General features: G+C 64.0%; 16 protein-coding genes. 10 read left to right on the forward strand and 6 right to left on the reverse strand.

Annotated elements, in window-relative coordinates; translation table 11 throughout:
- The first annotated feature begins 8 nt into the window (after positions 1 to 8).
- Complete coding sequence (odhB, locus tag AC07UX_RS01815) at positions 9 to 1,274, forward strand: 2-oxoglutarate dehydrogenase complex dihydrolipoyllysine-residue succinyltransferase (RefSeq protein WP_495190319.1); 1,266 nt, start codon at positions 9 to 11, stop codon at positions 1,272 to 1,274.
- Positions 1,275 to 1,382: 108 nt separating this feature from the next.
- Positions 1,383 to 2,783 (forward strand): dihydrolipoyl dehydrogenase, encoded by a 1,401-nt coding sequence (gene lpdA, locus AC07UX_RS01820; RefSeq protein WP_495190320.1) that lies wholly within the window; start codon positions 1,383 to 1,385, stop codon positions 2,781 to 2,783.
- A gap of 631 nt (positions 2,784 to 3,414) precedes the next feature.
- Here the strand turns inward: lpdA and AC07UX_RS01825 are convergent.
- On the reverse strand, positions 3,415 to 5,475 hold the full coding sequence (locus tag AC07UX_RS01825; RefSeq protein WP_495190321.1) for a transglycosylase domain-containing protein: 2,061 nt from the start codon (positions 5,473 to 5,475) through the stop codon (positions 3,415 to 3,417).
- A gap of 108 nt (positions 5,476 to 5,583) precedes the next feature.
- Between AC07UX_RS01825 and AC07UX_RS01830 the strand changes: the two genes are divergently transcribed.
- On the forward strand, positions 5,584 to 5,781 hold the full coding sequence (locus tag AC07UX_RS01830) for a hypothetical protein (RefSeq protein WP_495190322.1): 198 nt from the start codon (positions 5,584 to 5,586) through the stop codon (positions 5,779 to 5,781).
- A gap of 20 nt (positions 5,782 to 5,801) precedes the next feature.
- On the opposite strand, the gene AC07UX_RS01835 is transcribed toward AC07UX_RS01830, so the two are convergent.
- A complete protein-coding gene (locus AC07UX_RS01835) occupies positions 5,802 to 7,112 on the reverse strand; it encodes an MFS transporter (RefSeq protein ID WP_495190323.1) in 1,311 nt (436 codons plus the stop codon).
- 130 nt (positions 7,113 to 7,242) lie between these two features.
- Between AC07UX_RS01835 and pgsA the strand changes: the two genes are divergently transcribed.
- From pgsA to AC07UX_RS01850, 3 genes are read left to right on the forward strand one after another with little or no spacing between them, the layout of a single operon-like run.
- Positions 7,243 to 7,806, forward strand: coding sequence for a CDP-diacylglycerol--glycerol-3-phosphate 3-phosphatidyltransferase (gene pgsA / locus AC07UX_RS01840; RefSeq protein WP_120249468.1), 564 nt, complete (start codon positions 7,243 to 7,245; stop codon positions 7,804 to 7,806).
- Positions 7,807 to 7,810: 4 nt separating this feature from the next.
- Positions 7,811 to 8,065 carry a molybdopterin converting factor subunit 1 gene (gene moaD / locus AC07UX_RS01845; protein ID WP_495190324.1) on the forward strand — a complete coding sequence of 85 codons (255 nt, stop codon included), beginning with the start codon at positions 7,811 to 7,813 and terminating at the stop codon, positions 8,063 to 8,065.
- Positions 8,062 to 8,508, forward strand: coding sequence for a molybdenum cofactor biosynthesis protein MoaE (locus AC07UX_RS01850; protein ID WP_495190325.1), 447 nt, complete (start codon positions 8,062 to 8,064; stop codon positions 8,506 to 8,508). The genes moaD and AC07UX_RS01850 overlap by 4 nt, the downstream gene beginning before the upstream one ends.
- A 31-nt stretch (positions 8,509 to 8,539) precedes the next feature.
- Here AC07UX_RS01850 and AC07UX_RS01855 read toward each other — a convergent pair whose 3' ends face one another.
- Together AC07UX_RS01855 and AC07UX_RS01860 are read right to left on the reverse strand one after the other, a co-directional pair.
- Entirely contained in the window at positions 8,540 to 9,469 is a 930-nt protein-coding gene (locus AC07UX_RS01855; protein ID WP_495190326.1) for a hydrogen peroxide-inducible genes activator, read from the reverse strand.
- 39 nt (positions 9,470 to 9,508) lie between these two features.
- Positions 9,509 to 10,282, reverse strand: coding sequence for a sulfite exporter TauE/SafE family protein (locus AC07UX_RS01860; RefSeq protein ID WP_495190327.1), 774 nt, complete (start codon positions 10,280 to 10,282; stop codon positions 9,509 to 9,511).
- A 181-nt stretch (positions 10,283 to 10,463) separates the two neighbouring features.
- Here AC07UX_RS01860 and epsC point away from each other — a divergent pair, with 181 nt between their 5' ends.
- The 3 genes from epsC to AC07UX_RS01875 all read left to right on the forward strand — a co-directional run bounded on the left by epsC (position 10,464) and on the right by AC07UX_RS01875 (position 12,004).
- Positions 10,464 to 11,171, forward strand: a complete 708-nt coding sequence (gene epsC / locus AC07UX_RS01865; protein WP_495190328.1) for a serine O-acetyltransferase EpsC — start codon at positions 10,464 to 10,466, stop codon at positions 11,169 to 11,171.
- Positions 11,171 to 11,512 (forward strand): DUF2794 domain-containing protein, encoded by a 342-nt coding sequence (locus tag AC07UX_RS01870; protein WP_495190329.1) that lies wholly within the window; start codon positions 11,171 to 11,173, stop codon positions 11,510 to 11,512. Before epsC ends, AC07UX_RS01870 begins: the two co-directional genes overlap by 1 nt.
- A 348-nt stretch (positions 11,513 to 11,860) precedes the next feature.
- A complete protein-coding gene (locus AC07UX_RS01875) occupies positions 11,861 to 12,004 on the forward strand; it encodes a hypothetical protein (protein WP_495190330.1) in 144 nt (47 codons plus the stop codon).
- Between the two features lie 25 nt (positions 12,005 to 12,029).
- Here the strand turns inward: AC07UX_RS01875 and AC07UX_RS01880 are convergent, their stop codons facing one another.
- Entirely contained in the window at positions 12,030 to 13,088 is a 1,059-nt protein-coding gene (locus tag AC07UX_RS01880) for a hypothetical protein (RefSeq protein ID WP_495190331.1), read from the reverse strand.
- A gap of 138 nt (positions 13,089 to 13,226) precedes the next feature.
- Here AC07UX_RS01880 and AC07UX_RS01885 point away from each other — a divergent pair, with 138 nt between their 5' ends.
- Positions 13,227 to 14,159, forward strand: a complete 933-nt coding sequence (locus AC07UX_RS01885) for an NAD(P)H-dependent flavin oxidoreductase (RefSeq protein WP_495190332.1) — start codon at positions 13,227 to 13,229, stop codon at positions 14,157 to 14,159.
- Here AC07UX_RS01885 and AC07UX_RS01890 read toward each other — a convergent pair.
- Positions 14,115 to 15,032, reverse strand: a complete 918-nt coding sequence (locus AC07UX_RS01890) for an alpha/beta fold hydrolase (protein ID WP_495190333.1) — start codon at positions 15,030 to 15,032, stop codon at positions 14,115 to 14,117. The two genes, AC07UX_RS01885 and AC07UX_RS01890, sit on opposite strands and share 45 nt — an antisense overlap.
- Positions 15,033 to 15,128 lie beyond the last annotated feature (96 nt).

Genomic DNA, 15,128 nt, shown 5'->3' on the forward strand with positions numbered 1-15,128 from the left:
TCAAGCTCATGGCTACCGAAGTCAAAGTCCCAACTCTGGGCGAATCCGTTACCGAAGCAACCGTGGGCCAGTGGCTCAAAAAGCCCGGTGAAGCCGTCAAGGTCGACGAGCCCATCGTTTCCCTCGAAACCGACAAGGTCGCGGTCGATGTGCCCTCGACCGTCGCCGGCGTCATGGGCGACATCATCGCCAAGGAAGGCGACACGGTCGAAGTCGGCGCGCTGCTGGCTTATGTGAACGAAGGCGGTTCGGCCGCTGCCGCGCCGGCGCCTGCGCCTGCCGCGGCTGCTCCTGCTGCTCCTGCCGCCAAGGCGGAAGCTGCTGCGCCGGCCCCCGCTGCATCGGCACCTGCTGCTTCGGACGACGAAGATGGCGGCAACCTGACGCTGTCGCCGGCGGTACGCCGCCTGGTGCTGGAGCATGGCCTTGACCCCAGCAAGATCAAGGGCACCGGCAAGGACGGCCGCCTGACCAAGGATGACGTCACCGCCGCTGCCGCCGCCGGTACGGCAAAGGCTGCCGCAGGTGCGGTTGCCGCCGCGCCGGCCGCCGATGCGCCGGCCGCCGGTCCGAGCCGCAAGCAGGAACGTGTCAAGATGACCCGCCTGCGCCAGACCGTCGCCAAGCGTCTGAAGGAAGCGCAGAACACCGCCGCGCTGCTGACGACCTATAACGACGTCGACATGACCAACATCATCGAGGCGCGCGCCAAATATAAGGACCTGTTCGAAAAGAAGCATGGCGTCCGTCTGGGCTTCATGGGCTTCTTCACGAAGGCGGTCTGCATGGCGCTCCGCGACATTCCGGGCGTGAACGCACAGATCGAAGGCGACGAGATCGTCTATAACGACTTCTGCGACATTTCGGTCGCCGTGTCGGCCCCGACGGGCCTCGTCGTGCCGGTCATCCGCAATGCCGAGGCGCTCAGCGTCGCGGACATCGAAAAGACCATCGGCGGCTTCGGCAAGAAGGCCAAGGAAGGCAAGCTGACCATGGAAGATATGAAGGGCGGCACCTTCACCATCTCCAATGGCGGCGTGTTCGGCTCGCTGCTGTCCAGCCCGATCATCAACCCGCCCCAGTCGGCGGTTCTGGGCCTGCACCGCATCGAGGAACGCCCGGTCGTCCGCAATGGTCAGATCGTGGCGCGGCCCATGATGTATCTGGCGCTCAGCTACGATCACCGCATGGTCGATGGCCGCGAAGCGGTGACCTTCCTCGTCGCGGTCAAGAACGCGATCGAAGATCCGACCCGTCTGCTGATCGACCTGTAACACTTACATTCTAACGTCACCCCGGCGCGAGCCGGGGTGCCCCCTTGTTCTTTTTGAAGAAAAGGGAGATGCCAGCCTTCGCTGGCATGACGGAAAGAGGAAAATCCCATGTCCGATTTCGATTATGACGTCCTGGTAATCGGCGCTGGTCCCGGTGGCTATGTCGCCGCGATCCGCGCGGCGCAGCTTGGCCTCAAGACCGCCTGCGCCGAAAGCCGCGAAACGCTGGGCGGCACCTGCCTCAATGTAGGCTGCATCCCGTCCAAGGCGCTGCTGCATGCCTCCGAACTCTATGACGAGGCCGCCAATGGCGCGCTCGCCAAGCTGGGCGTCAAGATCGACAAGATGAGCCTGGACCTGCCCACCATGCAGGGCCAGCGCCTCGATGCGATCAAGGGCCTGACCGGCGGCATCGAATATCTGTTCAAGAAGAACAAGGTGACCTGGCTCAAGGGTCTCGCGACCTTCACTGGTGCGAACACCGTAGAAGTGAATGGCGAGAAGGTGACGGCGAAGAATATCGTCATCGCCACCGGTTCGTCGGTCGCGCCGCTTCCGGGCGTGGCGGTCGATAATGCAGGCGGCAAGATCGTCGATTCGACCGGCGCGCTGGAACTGGACAAGGTTCCGGGCCATCTCGTCGTCGTCGGTGGCGGCGTGATCGGTCTGGAACTGGGCAGCGTGTGGAAGCGCCTGGGCGCCAAGGTTACCGTGGTCGAATATCTCGACCAGATCCTGCCCGGCATGGACGGCGAAGTCCGCAAGGAAGCGAACAAGATCTTCAAGAAGCAGGGCTTCGAGTACAAGCTCGGCACCAAGGTGACGGGCGCCGAAGTCGGCAAGAAGGGCGTGACCCTGACCGTCGAACCGGCCGCTGGTGGCGAAGCGGAGAAGATCGAGGCCGATGTCGTCCTTGTGTCGATCGGTCGTCGTCCCAATACCGAAGGTCTGGGCCTCGACAAGATCGGTCTGGAATTGAACGCGCGCAGCCAGATCGAAACCGATCATGACTTCGCGACCAAGGTTCCCGGCGTCTGGGCGATCGGCGACGTCATCCCCGGCCCGATGCTGGCGCACAAGGCCGAGGACGAAGGCATTGCCGTGGCGGAAAATATCGCGGGCCTGACCGGCATCGTGAACCATGACGTGATCCCGTCGGTCGTCTATACCAAGCCGGAAATCGCAGGCGTAGGCCTGACCGAGGAAGCGGCCAAGGAAAAAAGCGCGATCAAGGTCGGCAAATTCCCGATGATGGCGAACAGCCGCGCCAAGACCAATCACGAACCGGACGGCTTCGTGAAGATCATCGCCGACGCCGAAACCGACAAGGTTCTGGGCGTGTGGATCATCGCCACCGTTGCCGGCACGATGATCGCGCAGGCGGCGCAAGCGATGGAATTCGGCGCGTCGAGCGAAGACATCGCCTACACATGCCACGCGCACCCGACGCATAGCGAAGCGATCAAGGAAGCGGCCATGGCCGTGCGCGGCAAGCCGATCCATATGTGATCGGTCCGCCCATCGCGAATTTAGGGAAGGGGCCTCCGCGGTGCGGGGGCCTTTTCTTTTTGGAAGTTAGGGGGCTGCTTGCGACCAGTTGTTGCCGCTCGCTGGTCGATTTGTTGATGCCACTAGCGGACATTCGTTAGCTTGGTAATATCGCCGGATGGATGACGTCAGATACCGGGGTGGTGGAACGCGGGGTGGCAAGTGGGGCTGCGGCATATCGTTGCTCATAACCCTCCCAATCTTCACCATCCTCTTACTGGTTGAGGCCTTGGGTGACTGCGCACCTGATATTTCATGCGATAAGGGCTTTTGGTCGCACGTCATGCTGCCATCCGCTGCGGTTGCGCTCATCACAGGGCTTGCGGTTCGATGGCTGATAAATCGGTTGAGCCGCAAAGGTGAATGATGGCCATTTGCGGACTTATCGCGGCCCTTCCCATTTGCCCCATAGCCGTCACCCCAGCGAAGGCTGGGGTCTCAGGCGGCAGTAGGAGGAGGCCAGCCGTCTTGCGCTATCCATTTACGCAACGTGCGCCTGCCTGAGATCCCAGCTTTCGCTGGGATGACGGTATCCAAGGCGTTACACTAAAAACCCGCCAATCCGCTTCCCACCCAAATAAGCCGCTGCCCGCTACTGCGGCCCGCCATCCTCGCCTTCGCCCGGTTGTGTCGGCGCGATCCGGGGCGGTGGGGCGCCCTCGGTCGGAACAGGCGGGCGCTGGTCGATCGGCAGGCGGATCTGCCCGCCGCCGATATTGACCGTCATCCCCCCTTCATCCACGCCCACGCCCATATTGCCGATGCCGGTTTCCACCGTCACATTGGCGATGGCGTTGACCAGATCGGGGTCTTGTTCGGCGTCCGACGTATCCTCGACCGGCTCGTTGATCGCGCCGCTCATGAAATTCCGCCAGATGCGCGCGGGCACGCCGCCGCCGGCCGCGCCGCCGGGCAGGGGGGCGTTGTCGTCATTGCCGATCCACACTGCCGTCACCAGCCCGCCGGCATAGCCCACGAAGATGGCGTCGCGGCTGTCCTGCGTCGTGCCGGTCTTGCCGAAGGTGCTGGTGCGCAGCGCCGCCGCACTGCCGGTGCCGCGATTGGCGGCGGAGGAGAGCAGGTCGCGGATCATTTCCAGCTGGTCGTCGCTGAAATGGCGCTGGCGCTGCATCAGCTTTTCGAACCAGCCCTGTTCTTCGGGGGGCAATCCGTGGGCGACCACCGGATAGGCGCCCGCCGCGACGGAAGCATAGGCCTCCACCAGCTCCACCAGCGGAATTTCCGACGTGCCCAGCGCCAGGCTCAGATCCTCGGTCAGCGGCGCTGTGACGCCCAGGTCGCGGGCGACCTTGATGACGTTGTCGACGCCCACCTTCTGCGTCAGCCGCACCGCCGCGACATTGCTGGACGCGGCGAACGCCTGGCGCAGGGTGATGCGGCCGCGATATTTGCCGCTATGATTGGCCGGACGGTATGTGCCGGTGGTGATCGGCGTGTCGTCGATCATGTCGTCCGGCGTCATGCCCGCGCGAAAAGCGGCGAGATAGACGAACAGCTTGAAGGTCGATCCCGGCTGCCGCCTGGCCTGCACGGCGCGATTGAAGCTGCTCTTCTGATAATTTTTGCCGCCGACCATGGCGACGACGCTGCCATCGGGCTTCATCGCCACCAGGGCCGCCTGCGCGCCGCCCAGAGGAGCACGGCGGATCGCAGCCTCCGCCAGCCGCTGGATGCGCCAGTCGAGCGTGGTCGCGACTTCCTGCTCGCCATAGACGGCGCCGGCCCGGTCGCGCGCCTGCGGCAGCACCCAGTCGGCGAAATAGGTGCCGCTGGTCGGATCGGGATCGTCATGCACGTTGAGGCGCACCGGGGGCAGGGCATTGCGTTCCGCCTGGCTGATATAGCCGGCATCGACCATCGCCTGCGTCACCAGCGCGGCGCGGGCGCGGGCGCCCTTCAGGTTGGAGGTGGGGGCAAGGCGCGATGGCGCCTTCAGCAGGCCTGCCAGCATCGCCGCCTGGGGGATGGTCAGCCGATCGGGCGAGCGGTTGAAATAATGGAGCGCAGCGGCGCGCAGGCCGTACACATTGTCGCCGAAATAGACGTTGGAGAGATATCTCTCCATGATCTGGTCCTTGGTCAGCCACGCTTCCAGCCACATCGCGATCAGCGCCTCGCGCGCCTTGCGGCCGAAGGTACGGTCGCTGGAGAGGAACACGCCCTTGGCCAGCTGTTGCGTGATCGTGCTGCCGCCCTGCGACGATCCGTCCGACCAGAGATTATGCCACATGGCGCGCGCGATGCCGCGCGGGTCGACGCCCCAATGGCTCTGGAACCGGCGATCCTCGATCGCCATGAAGGCCTGGGGCACATGGGCGGGCAGTTCGGCAACCGTCACCGGCTTGTCGATCACCGCGCCGCGGCGGGCGATCAGATGGCCGTCCGCCGACATCAGGCTGATCGCGGGCGGGGCGATGGGCTTGAGCGACCGGGACAGCGGGGCCGTCACCGCCAGCCAGGCGATGATGATCATCAGGACGGCCAGGCCAGCCGCCGCCACCCATCCGGCAATCTGCACCCGTCGGCGCCAGGGCGTGGGGCGTGCAAAGGCGCTGGGCGGGCCGGCGCCGAAGGGGCGCTCCGACACCGAAGGGGCATCGACGGGGTGGGACTCGTTCATCTCTTCGTTCATGCTGTATTATTCAAATCATACAGTCAAGTCTGTCCCGCGCCGGGACAGGCCGAAATTAACCACAAAAGGCGCTGGTCTAAATGGTAAATATTTCGTTAACCGATCATCATGCGAAACCGACCTCTCGTCCTCACCACCGAATCGGCCCGCCATCCCTTTCGCCAGCGGCTGCCCGCCCATGTGCTGCGCGTAGCGGAAAACGGCTCCGCGCGCGCCAAACGCCTCAGCGACGACGACAGCGACTGGAAGCTGTTCGGCCTGAGCTTCGCGGCCTTTTTCACGGCCTTCTACAGCTTCATTTTCTGAACGGCGGACCGGGCGCCCGGTCAGTGGCATAAGGGGCCGTCGCACGCCTTGTGCAGCGCCCAGGCCATGGCGGCGCACGGCAACGTCAATATGGCGACCAGCAGCAGCTGCATCACCACGGAAACGCCCGCCATGCTGAGACCGATGGCGCACAGCGACCCAACCACCATCGCGCCCGAATTGACGATATTGTTCGCCGCCACGGTCCGCGCCGCCTCGCACTTCTCGACCGTGGTGGTCAGGAAGGCATAGAGCGGTACCACGAACATGCCCCCGAAGGTCGCGACGCCCAGCAGGCAGAAGGACAGCGGAATGGCCAGCGGATGGGCCAGAAAGCCTGCCAGCGACAGCATCTGACCATCGGCGGCCGGGGTCCACAGATCGCAAACGATGTGGAAGGCGACGATGCACAGCCCCATGCCGATGACGGAAGCGGGGGCATATTTGGCCGACACATGGCCCTGCAACAGTCGATTGATCGCGATCGAACCGATGGCGATGCCGATGGAGAAGATGGCGAGGAACAGGCTGGCGACCGGCTTGTCGGCGGTCAACACATTCTTCACCAGCGGCGGAAACTGGATGAACAGGATGGAGCCGACCGCCCAGAACAGGCTGATCGACATGATCGCCAGGAACAGCCGGCGGATGTGCATCGTGCCGCGCACCAGCCTGACCGAGGATCGGATGATGTGGAAATCGATCGGCTGCGTGTCCAGCAGCGATGGGGCCGGCGGCACCTTGCGCCCGGCGACATAGCCGATCAGCGCGGTGATGATGATCCCGACGGCGGCGACCTGAACCGGAATGATGCCCGCCAGGATCGTGCCCGCCAGAATGGCGATGTAGGTGCCCGCTTCCACCAGGCCGGTGCCGCCCAGCACTTCATCGTCATGCAGATGCTGGGGCAGGATCGCATATTTGATCGGCCCGAAGAAGGTGGAGTGGATGCCCATGGCGAACAGCGCCGCCAGCAACAGGGGAATCGCCAGCGTATGAATGGCGATGCCGCTCCAGATCAGCGCGAGTCCGGTCGCGCCGACCAGCATGATGCCGATTTCCGCCGCCTTCACCCATCGGATGATGACCGCCTTGTCGCGCTGGTCGGCCAATTGGCCCGATAGCGCGGACATGAGGAAAAAGGGCAGGATGAAGACGCCGGTGGCCAGCGCGCTGAACCAGGTTTCCGACTTTTCATCGCTATACACCTGATACACGACGAACAGCACCATCGCGTTCTTGAACAGATTGTCGTTGAACGCACCCAGCAGCTGGGTGATGAAAAGCGGCAGAAAACGGCGCTTGTTCAAGAGCCTGAGAGAGGCTTGCATGGATAAGGGGGTCTTCTTTCCCGTTAGCGACCGGGGCGGGGTCTAGCCGCTGGCGGCGTCCATGTCCAATAGCGTTGAGCGGGATACAGTCCGGCTTGTGCGCCGACCCGGACTGTGGCACTTCGCGGCCATGCTGACGCTCCCCAATTTGCTGACGCTTTCGCGCATCTTCACCGTGCCGCTTCTGGTGGCGCTGCTGTGGCCGGCCGAGTTGGGCGCCCGCTGGACGACCGGCTATGCGCTGGCTTTTGGCCTCTATTGCCTGATGGGTATTACCGACTATTTCGACGGTTATCTGGCACGCGCGCAGGGGACCGTGTCGAAACTGGGCGTGTTCCTGGACCCGATCGCGGACAAGATCATGGTGGGCGCGGTCATCCTGATGCTGGCGGCGACGCGCGATATCGCGGGCATCCATATCGCCGCAGCGATGATCATCCTGCTGCGCGAAATCGCGGTGTCTGGCCTGCGCGAATTTCTGGCGGGCTTGCAGGTGTCGGTGCCGGTATCGCGCCTCGCCAAATGGAAGACGACCTTTCAGATCATTGCGCTGGGCGCGCTGATTCTCGCCGGCGCCGTGCCGCATTTCCCCTTCGTGCAACTGGTCGGCATCGCCACGCTCTGGGCCGCCGCCATCCTGACGCTGATTACCGGCTGGGATTATCTGCGCGTCGGCATCAAGCATATGGACTGACGGCGTGTTGAACGTCGTCTATTTCGCCTGGGTGCGCGAAGCCATCGGTCGCGATGAAGAGCAGGTGGAATCGCCTGCTCCGGACTCTACGGTCGCCGACCTGATCGCGCAGCTGGCCATGCGCGGCGGCGGTCATGCGCAGGCGCTTGGCGATCTTGCCAAGCTGCGCGCCGCGATCGACCAGCGTTTCGTGCCGCTCGACACGGCCATCGGCGATGCCCGAGAAGTTGCGATTTTCCCCCCGGTCACCGGCGGATGAAGCGGGTCGCGATCCAGTCGGCCGATTTCGACGTCGCGGCCGAACTGGCCGCGCTGGAGGCACTGGGCGGCGGCGGCGTGGCCAGCTTTACCGGCGTCGTGCGGGGAGAGGGCGGCCTGATCGCGCTGGAGCTGGAACATTATCCGGCGATGACGGCGGCGCAGGTCGATCGCATCGTGGACGAAGCGATCGCCCGCTGGCCGCTGCTCGGCGTCAGCATCATCCATCGCTTCGGCCGTCTGGAACCGGGCGCGCGCATCGTCTTCGTCGGCACCGCGTCCCGCCACCGCACCGCCGCGCTGGAAAGCTGCGCCTTCCTCATCGACTGGCTGAAGTCGGACGCGCCCTTCTGGAAGAAGGAGCATTTCGGCGACGGCGCGACCGCATGGGTCGCCGCCCGCGCGGAGGATGAGGCGAAAGCGAAGGGCTGGCAAGCCGGATAGCGAGCCGTTCGAGCCGAACGGTCCCGTGGTTTCAGGCCGCCTCGGGCAACCGGCAACTGGTCGCCGCCGCATCGCGCAAAATCCCCGCGAGCAGGTGAAATTCCTTCTCCCGCGGGCTGTTGCGCCGCCACACCATCGCGATATCGCGCGACGAGCGCGCCGAATCCACGGGCCGCGCGGTGATGTTTGTATGCTCCAATATCCCGCTGGCGATCGCCATTTCCGGGATCATCGTCACGCCCAGCCCATTGTCGACCATCTGGATCAGCGTGTGCAGCGACGTGCCCATCATCGTCGTGCTGGCGCGCAGGTCGGGCCGGTTGCACGCCGCCAGCGCATGGTCCTTCAGGCAATGTCCGTCTTCCAGCAACAGCAGCTTGCTCTCGTCGATCATGTCGGGGTCGATCCATTCGGGCGGGTTGGTCGGCTCGTCCTTGGGGAAGGCGACATAGAGCCGGTCCTGGAACAAAATCTCGCTTTCCATGTCGCCCATGGGGAAGGGGAGGGCGAGCAGCACGCAATCCACATTGCCATGGCGCAGCGATTCGATCGCCGCCTGGCTGGTTTCCTCCCGCAGATAGAGTTTGAGTTCGGGCCGATCGCTCCGCAGCCGGGGCAGCAGGCGGGGCAACAGGAAGGGGGCGATGGTCGGGATGACGCTCATGCGCAGTTCCCCGCTCAGCGGCTTGCCCGACGCCTGCGCGATCGCCGCCAGTTCCTCCGCTTCGCGCAACACGCGATGCGCTTTCTCCACGATCCGGTCGCCCAGCGCAGTGAAGCGCACCACCCGCCGCGTCCGCTCCACCAGCGTCACGCCGATCAGCGATTCCAGTTCACGGATGCCTGCCGACAGGGTCGATTGCGTCACGAAGCAACTGTCGGCCGCCTTGCCGAAATGGCCCTGTTCCTTCAGCGCGACCAGATATTGCAGCTGTTTCAACGTGGGCAGGTAACTGGACATTTATCGGCTTCCTCGATCACGAAGCCGAATATAAGAGGCTCAGCCGATAAATCCAAGCCATTTGGCGACCCCGAACAGCGACGTGAGGGTCAGGATAACCCCTACCGCCGAAAAGAGAATTCGCGGCGCGACATGGCGTGCGAGCATCGCGCCGAAGGGCGCGGCCACCACGCCGCCGATCAACAGGCCCAGCGTATAGGTGGTGAAGGCTTCCCAGCCCAGATGCAGCAGGAAGGTCAGGCTGATCGCGGTCGTCAGGATGAACTCGACGGTGTTGACCGTGCCGATCGTGTGGCGCGGGCTGGACCCTTGCAGCAGCAGGTTGGACGTCACCACCGGTCCCCAGCCGCCGCCGCCCGACGCATCCATGAAGCCGCCGACCAGCCCCAGTGGCGTCACCCATTTGGGATCGCGCTGCTTGGGCGGCAGGTGGAATCCGCGCCAGATCAGATAGGCGCCGATCGACGCCAGATATATCTGGACCAGAGGCTTCACGACCGCGCCGTCGATGTTCGACAAGACATAGGCGCCGGTCACGCCGCCGATGACGCCAGGAATGATCAGCCTGGAAAACAGCTTCCAGTCGACATTGCGGTGCAGGATATGGCTGATCGCCGACACGCCGGTGGTGAAGGTCTCGGCGACATGGACGCTGGCCGACGCGCGGCTGGGCGGCACGCCCAATGTCAGCAACAACGTGCTGGAGATGACGCCATAGGCCATGCCCAACGCGCCATCGATCACCTGCGCGCCGAACCCGACCAGGATGAAGGGCCAGATGTCGCCGAAATTGGCGATCAATGTGTCGATCATCCGCTACCCTTCATACCGTCATGTTCAATTGTCTACTCTCATGATTGGAATATCCTGAACGACCAAGCAAGTTTCTATTTATTGCCCAAAAGCGGGCACGCTGTCGCCATCTGGAAAAGCGCGGCTCATTCCCTTATATGCGTTGCTCATAACAACGGTTGAAACGATCAGGGACGTTCGCATGGTGCGCAACCTCATTGCCTATCTGGATTCGGTCAAGAGCCGCGATCCCGCGCCCCGGTCCCGTGCCGAAATCCTGCTTTACCCCGGCGTCTGGTCGCTCGCCTTCCATCGCGTGGCGCATCGTCTCTATCGGGCGGACCTCTTCTTCCTTGCCCGCGCGGTCAACCATCTCTCGCGCTTCCTCACCGGCAACGACATCCATCCGGGCGCCCGGATCGGCAAGCGCTTCTTCATCGACCATGGCTTCACCGTGATCGGCGAAACGGCGGAAATTGGCGACGACGTCACCCTTTACCAGAATGTGACGCTGGGCGGCACAGATCCGGCCAACGGCATCGCGGGCAAGCGTCATCCGACCCTGCATGACGGCGTGATCGTGGGGTCCGGCGCGCAGGTGCTCGGCCCGATTCAGGTCGGCGCCCGTGCGCGCGTCGGCGCCAATGCGGTGGTGACCAAGGATGTGGCCGAAGCCGCGACCATGGTGGGCATCCCCGCCCGCGCGATGCTGGTGGACGTCACGGCCTATCAGCGCGACTTCATGCCCTATGGCACGCCCTGCACCGACTGTTTCGATCCGGAAAGGCAGAAGCTGGAACTGCTCCAGTGCGAGGTCGAGCAGTTGCAGAAGCGGCTTGCCGAACTGATGGTCGAGCGACAGAATATGGACGGCGATGTGCGGCTGTTCAGGGAGCGTGACCGGGCCTGATGACGAATGTGACGCCGTTTCCTCATCATGGGGCGGTCAGCCAGGTCGGATTCGACCGGCTGGAATTGCAGCGGATCATGGACCTGTACGGCCGGATGGTATCGGCCGGCCACTGGCGCGACTATGCGATGGACATGGGCCGCGAAGCCGCGATTTTCAGCGCCTTCCGCCGTTCCGCCGAACGCCCCGAATATCGCATCGAAAAACGCCCGGCGCTCCGGCATCGCCAGGGCATGTGGACGCTGGTCGGCGAAGGCGGCCAGATCCTGAAACGCGGCCAGGAATTGCAGGGCGTATTGGCGCCGGTGGAGCGCAAGCTGCTGCGGATCGTGGAGGATTGAGGGGCTGGATGGGTGGAAAGCGGAAGGTCTGCTCTGCTTTCAGGTCGAAGGGCCCTGAAATGCCGTCATGCCGGCGAAGGCTGAAATCTTGGGCACGGATCTGCCGCCTAACCAGATAGCGCTAGACGGACGCTTTCCTTGTGCCGCCTGTGACCCCAGCTTCCGCTGGGGTGACGACCAACGGGCGATCGGAAATGGCCGTCGCAGGTGCGCCTTATGGTCGACGGCGATCATCCTCATCCTTCCAATGTAGGATAATCTTTGCTCTATCCTGTTGGATGACGCCGACCCGCTCCCACCCCTTGTGGTTTTGCTCAGTGACCCACCCGTCGCGTCGATGGCGCGCAAATGTCGCGCGACTGCCGTGCGGCCCTGTTGGATGTGACGCTTCGCGAGCGCTTTGCGGACGCTTCGGAGACGCATCAACGGCAAAAAAGCGCAAAAAAGCAGGCCAACGACGGTGTGAACTTCGATGGCCTGGACCGATCGTGATTCTGCTATGACCTTAAGCGCCCGTTCAAGCGGTCACACGGTCCAGATAGGGCAGGCGCTGCGTCACCGCATCCGGCAGGCCATGGACGATCCGGGCGCGGGCATGATGCCACAGCGCCGACAGCAGCAGCAGCGCCGATCCGATCACCAGCGCGGTCAGTGCCCAGGACAGCTCCACCGCGCCGGCCTGACGGAACAGGGCGTAGAGGGCGAAGAGAACATAGGCGAGGCTGGACACCAGCAACGCGCGCCGGTCGATCGCCAGCGCGACCAGGCCAAAGGCGACATAGAGCGCGACTACCAGCACGGCGCGGCCGACGCTGATCTGGTCGCTGTCCAGCACGCCCAGCAGGTGGAAGAGCGAATGAGCGATCATCGGCGCGGCAGCCAGATGCAGCCAGAAGGCGACGTCGGACCGGCGGGTTGTGCGGGCCCGGTCGCTCATGTCCCACCACATGGCGAGCGCGAAGATGGCAAGGCCGGCGGCCAGCAACAGCAGGAAGGGCAGGGTGTCGTTGCCCGGCAAGGCCGCCAATATCAGCGTGACGCCGACGCCCGCGCCTGCCGCGGCACCGACCGCCACGGTGATCGGCACCATGAAGCGGCGCCAGTGCAGCCATGCGGCCAGCGCGCCCGCCGCCGCCGCGACGCACAGGACCAGCGACGCTGTGCTGTCGCCCGCATGCGGAAATATCTGGATCCCGATCGCGCCGATGGCAAAAGCGACGCCGCCGACAAAGCCGACCAGCAGCAGGATGGAGGGCAGCGCCATGCGCCGCGCCCGCGTGAAATATTCGGCCAGGCCCCAGCTGACGGCGGAGACCAGCAGGCCGGACATGAAGACCGGCTGATGGTCCGGCGCCCCGAATCGCAGGCCGTTGCCGAGCCAGCCGACGGCGACCAGCAGGATGATGCTGGCGATCGCAACGAAGATATCGTTGAATCCGGTCAGCAACCGGAAATGTTCTTCATCGACCAGGGGCGTGGCGCGCAGCCCCGCCACATGGTCGCGCAACGCCTGCGCCGCTTCCGGGGGGATAGCACCCGCCGCTACGGCATCCTGTAGATCGCTCTCGCTATACATCGTCCGGCTCCTCAGCCTATTCGCATGACGGGATTTTAGCACCACTGTATTAATACATCAATACAGTAGATTTTGCCCTTTTTCCGGGCCTCTACCGGTGTTAGCGCCGATGCAGATAGAAGAGAGGAGACATCGTTCATGACCCTGCCGACCTTGCTGGAGGGGCGCCTGGCGCTGCCGCTGATCGGATCGCCGATGTTCATCATCTCGCAACCGGCGCTGGTCATGGCGCAATGCCGGGCCGGGATCGTCGGCGCCTTTCCGTCGCTCAATGCGCGGCCCTCGGGTCAGTTCGAGGCGTGGTTGCAGCTATTGCAGGCGGAACTGACGGATGCCGACGCACCCTTCGCCGTCAACCTGATCGTCCACCGCACCAACGCCCGGCTGGAGGAGGATCTGGCGCTGTGCGTCCAGTATAAGGTGCCGATCGTCATCACCTCGTTGGGCGCGCGGGAGGATGTGAACGCCGCGATCCACAGCTATGGCGGCATCGTCCTGCATGATGTGATCGACAACCGCTTCGCGTGCAAGGCGATCGAAAAGGGCGCGGACGGGCTGATCGCGGTCGCAGCCGGGGCGGGTGGCCATGCCGGCACCCTGTCCCCCTTCGCCCTGATCCAGGAAATCCGCCAGTGGTTCGACGGTCCGCTGGCCCTGTCCGGCTCCATCGCCACTGGCCGTGCCATCGCGGCGGCGCGGATGATGGGCGCGGATCTTGCCTATATGGGGTCGCCCTTCATCGCCACGGCGGAGGCCAATGCCGATTCCGCCTACAAGCAGATGATCGTGGACAGCCATGCCGCCGACATCGTCTATTCCGACGTCTTCACCGGCGTTCACGGCAATTATCTGCGCCCCAGCATCGTCGCGTCCGGCCTTGATCCGGACGCGCTACCCAAGGCGAAGGACATGGATTTCGCCGCGATGACCGGGGGCGATAAAAAGGCGTGGCGCGACGTATGGGGCTGCGGCCAGGGTATCGGGGCAATCGACAAGGTACAGCCGACCGCCGATTTCGTCGCCGGGTTAAAGGCGGACTACCGTGCGGCTGTCACCGGCCTCACCCTTTAGGAAGGTGCGGAGTTCGCCGATGAAGCGATCGAACTGGTCGTGGTGCAGCCAATGGCCGGCATCGGCGAACTCGACCAGCCGCGCGTCGCTGAAATGGCCGATGCGACCGTCCTTTTCGGGGTTGGACGCCCAGCTGTCCAGGCCCAGGCACAACAGGGTCGGACAGGCGATGCGTTGCCAGAAAGCGGGCAATTGTTCGTCCGCCTCGATATGCGGTGCCAGTCCTTTGAGATAGGGGTCGAATTTCCAGCTATAGCTGCCATCCTCATTGCGGTTGACGCCATGGCTGGTCAGGTGCAGCGCCTGCTCGACGGTCAGATGCTCATTGCGTTCGCGCATGCGCCCGATCGCAGCTTCGATCGTGGGATAGCGGCGCGGCGTGCGGCGGGCGCTGGCGCGGCGGCCTTCGATCCATTCCCGCCAGGCGTCGGGTGCGGGTTGCTCCGCCTTTTCCCGCAAGCGGGGAGGAGACAGGCCGAGCCCCTCGATCGCGACGAGTTTGTGCAGCCTGTCGGGGAAGAGGCCCGCGTAGCGCAGGCTGATCGCGCCGCCCAGCGAATGGCCCACGATCGTGACCGGCGGGCGATCCAGCAGGTCCACCAATTGCGCCAGGTCATAGACGAAATTGGCCATCATATAGGAACCGTCGGGCGACCATCCACTATCGCCATGGCCGCGCAAATCGGGGGTGATGACATGATAGTCGCGCGCAAGAGCGCGTGCCGTCCAGTCCCAACTGCGGGCATGGTCGAAACCGCCATGCACCAGGATCAGTGTGGGCGCCGACGGATTACCCCAGTCGAGATAATGCAGGCGCGTCCGCAACGACGTGAAGAAATGCGACGTCGGTGTCGGGGCGGGGGATATGTCCATGCGGTCCTGCATACAGACCCCATTGGGGAAGCGCGTCGATGTTGCAAGCAAAGAGCGTCGAAAAAAATGCGCTTTTTCCAATATTTCAATTCAATT

The organism is Sphingobium sp. GW821-FHT02B05 (assembly GCF_059421905.1).

Coding starts and splice junctions, on each gene's coding strand:
- epsC (WP_495190328.1), top strand. CDS start 10,464: ATGGTGCGCAACCTCATTGCCTATCTGGATTCGGTCAAGAGCCGCGAT.
- AC07UX_RS01860 (WP_495190327.1), bottom strand. CDS start 10,282: ATGATCGACACATTGATCGCCAATTTCGGCGACATCTGGCCCTTCATC.
- AC07UX_RS01855 (WP_495190326.1), bottom strand. CDS start 9,469: ATGTCCAGTTACCTGCCCACGTTGAAACAGCTGCAATATCTGGTCGCG.
- AC07UX_RS01835 (WP_495190323.1), bottom strand. CDS start 7,112: ATGCAAGCCTCTCTCAGGCTCTTGAACAAGCGCCGTTTTCTGCCGCTT.
- pgsA (WP_120249468.1), top strand. CDS start 7,243: ATGCTGACGCTCCCCAATTTGCTGACGCTTTCGCGCATCTTCACCGTG.
- AC07UX_RS01880 (WP_495190331.1), bottom strand. CDS start 13,088: ATGTATAGCGAGAGCGATCTACAGGATGCCGTAGCGGCGGGTGCTATC.
- odhB (WP_495190319.1), top strand. CDS start 9: ATGGCTACCGAAGTCAAAGTCCCAACTCTGGGCGAATCCGTTACCGAA.
- AC07UX_RS01870 (WP_495190329.1), top strand. CDS start 11,171: ATGACGAATGTGACGCCGTTTCCTCATCATGGGGCGGTCAGCCAGGTC.
- AC07UX_RS01825 (WP_495190321.1), bottom strand. CDS start 5,475: ATGAACGAAGAGATGAACGAGTCCCACCCCGTCGATGCCCCTTCGGTG.
- AC07UX_RS01850 (WP_495190325.1), top strand. CDS start 8,062: ATGAAGCGGGTCGCGATCCAGTCGGCCGATTTCGACGTCGCGGCCGAA.
- AC07UX_RS01890 (WP_495190333.1), bottom strand. CDS start 15,032: ATGGACATATCCCCCGCCCCGACACCGACGTCGCATTTCTTCACGTCG.
- AC07UX_RS01875 (WP_495190330.1), top strand. CDS start 11,861: ATGTCGCGCGACTGCCGTGCGGCCCTGTTGGATGTGACGCTTCGCGAG.
- AC07UX_RS01885 (WP_495190332.1), top strand. CDS start 13,227: ATGACCCTGCCGACCTTGCTGGAGGGGCGCCTGGCGCTGCCGCTGATC.
- lpdA (WP_495190320.1), top strand. CDS start 1,383: ATGTCCGATTTCGATTATGACGTCCTGGTAATCGGCGCTGGTCCCGGT.
- AC07UX_RS01830 (WP_495190322.1), top strand. CDS start 5,584: ATGCGAAACCGACCTCTCGTCCTCACCACCGAATCGGCCCGCCATCCC.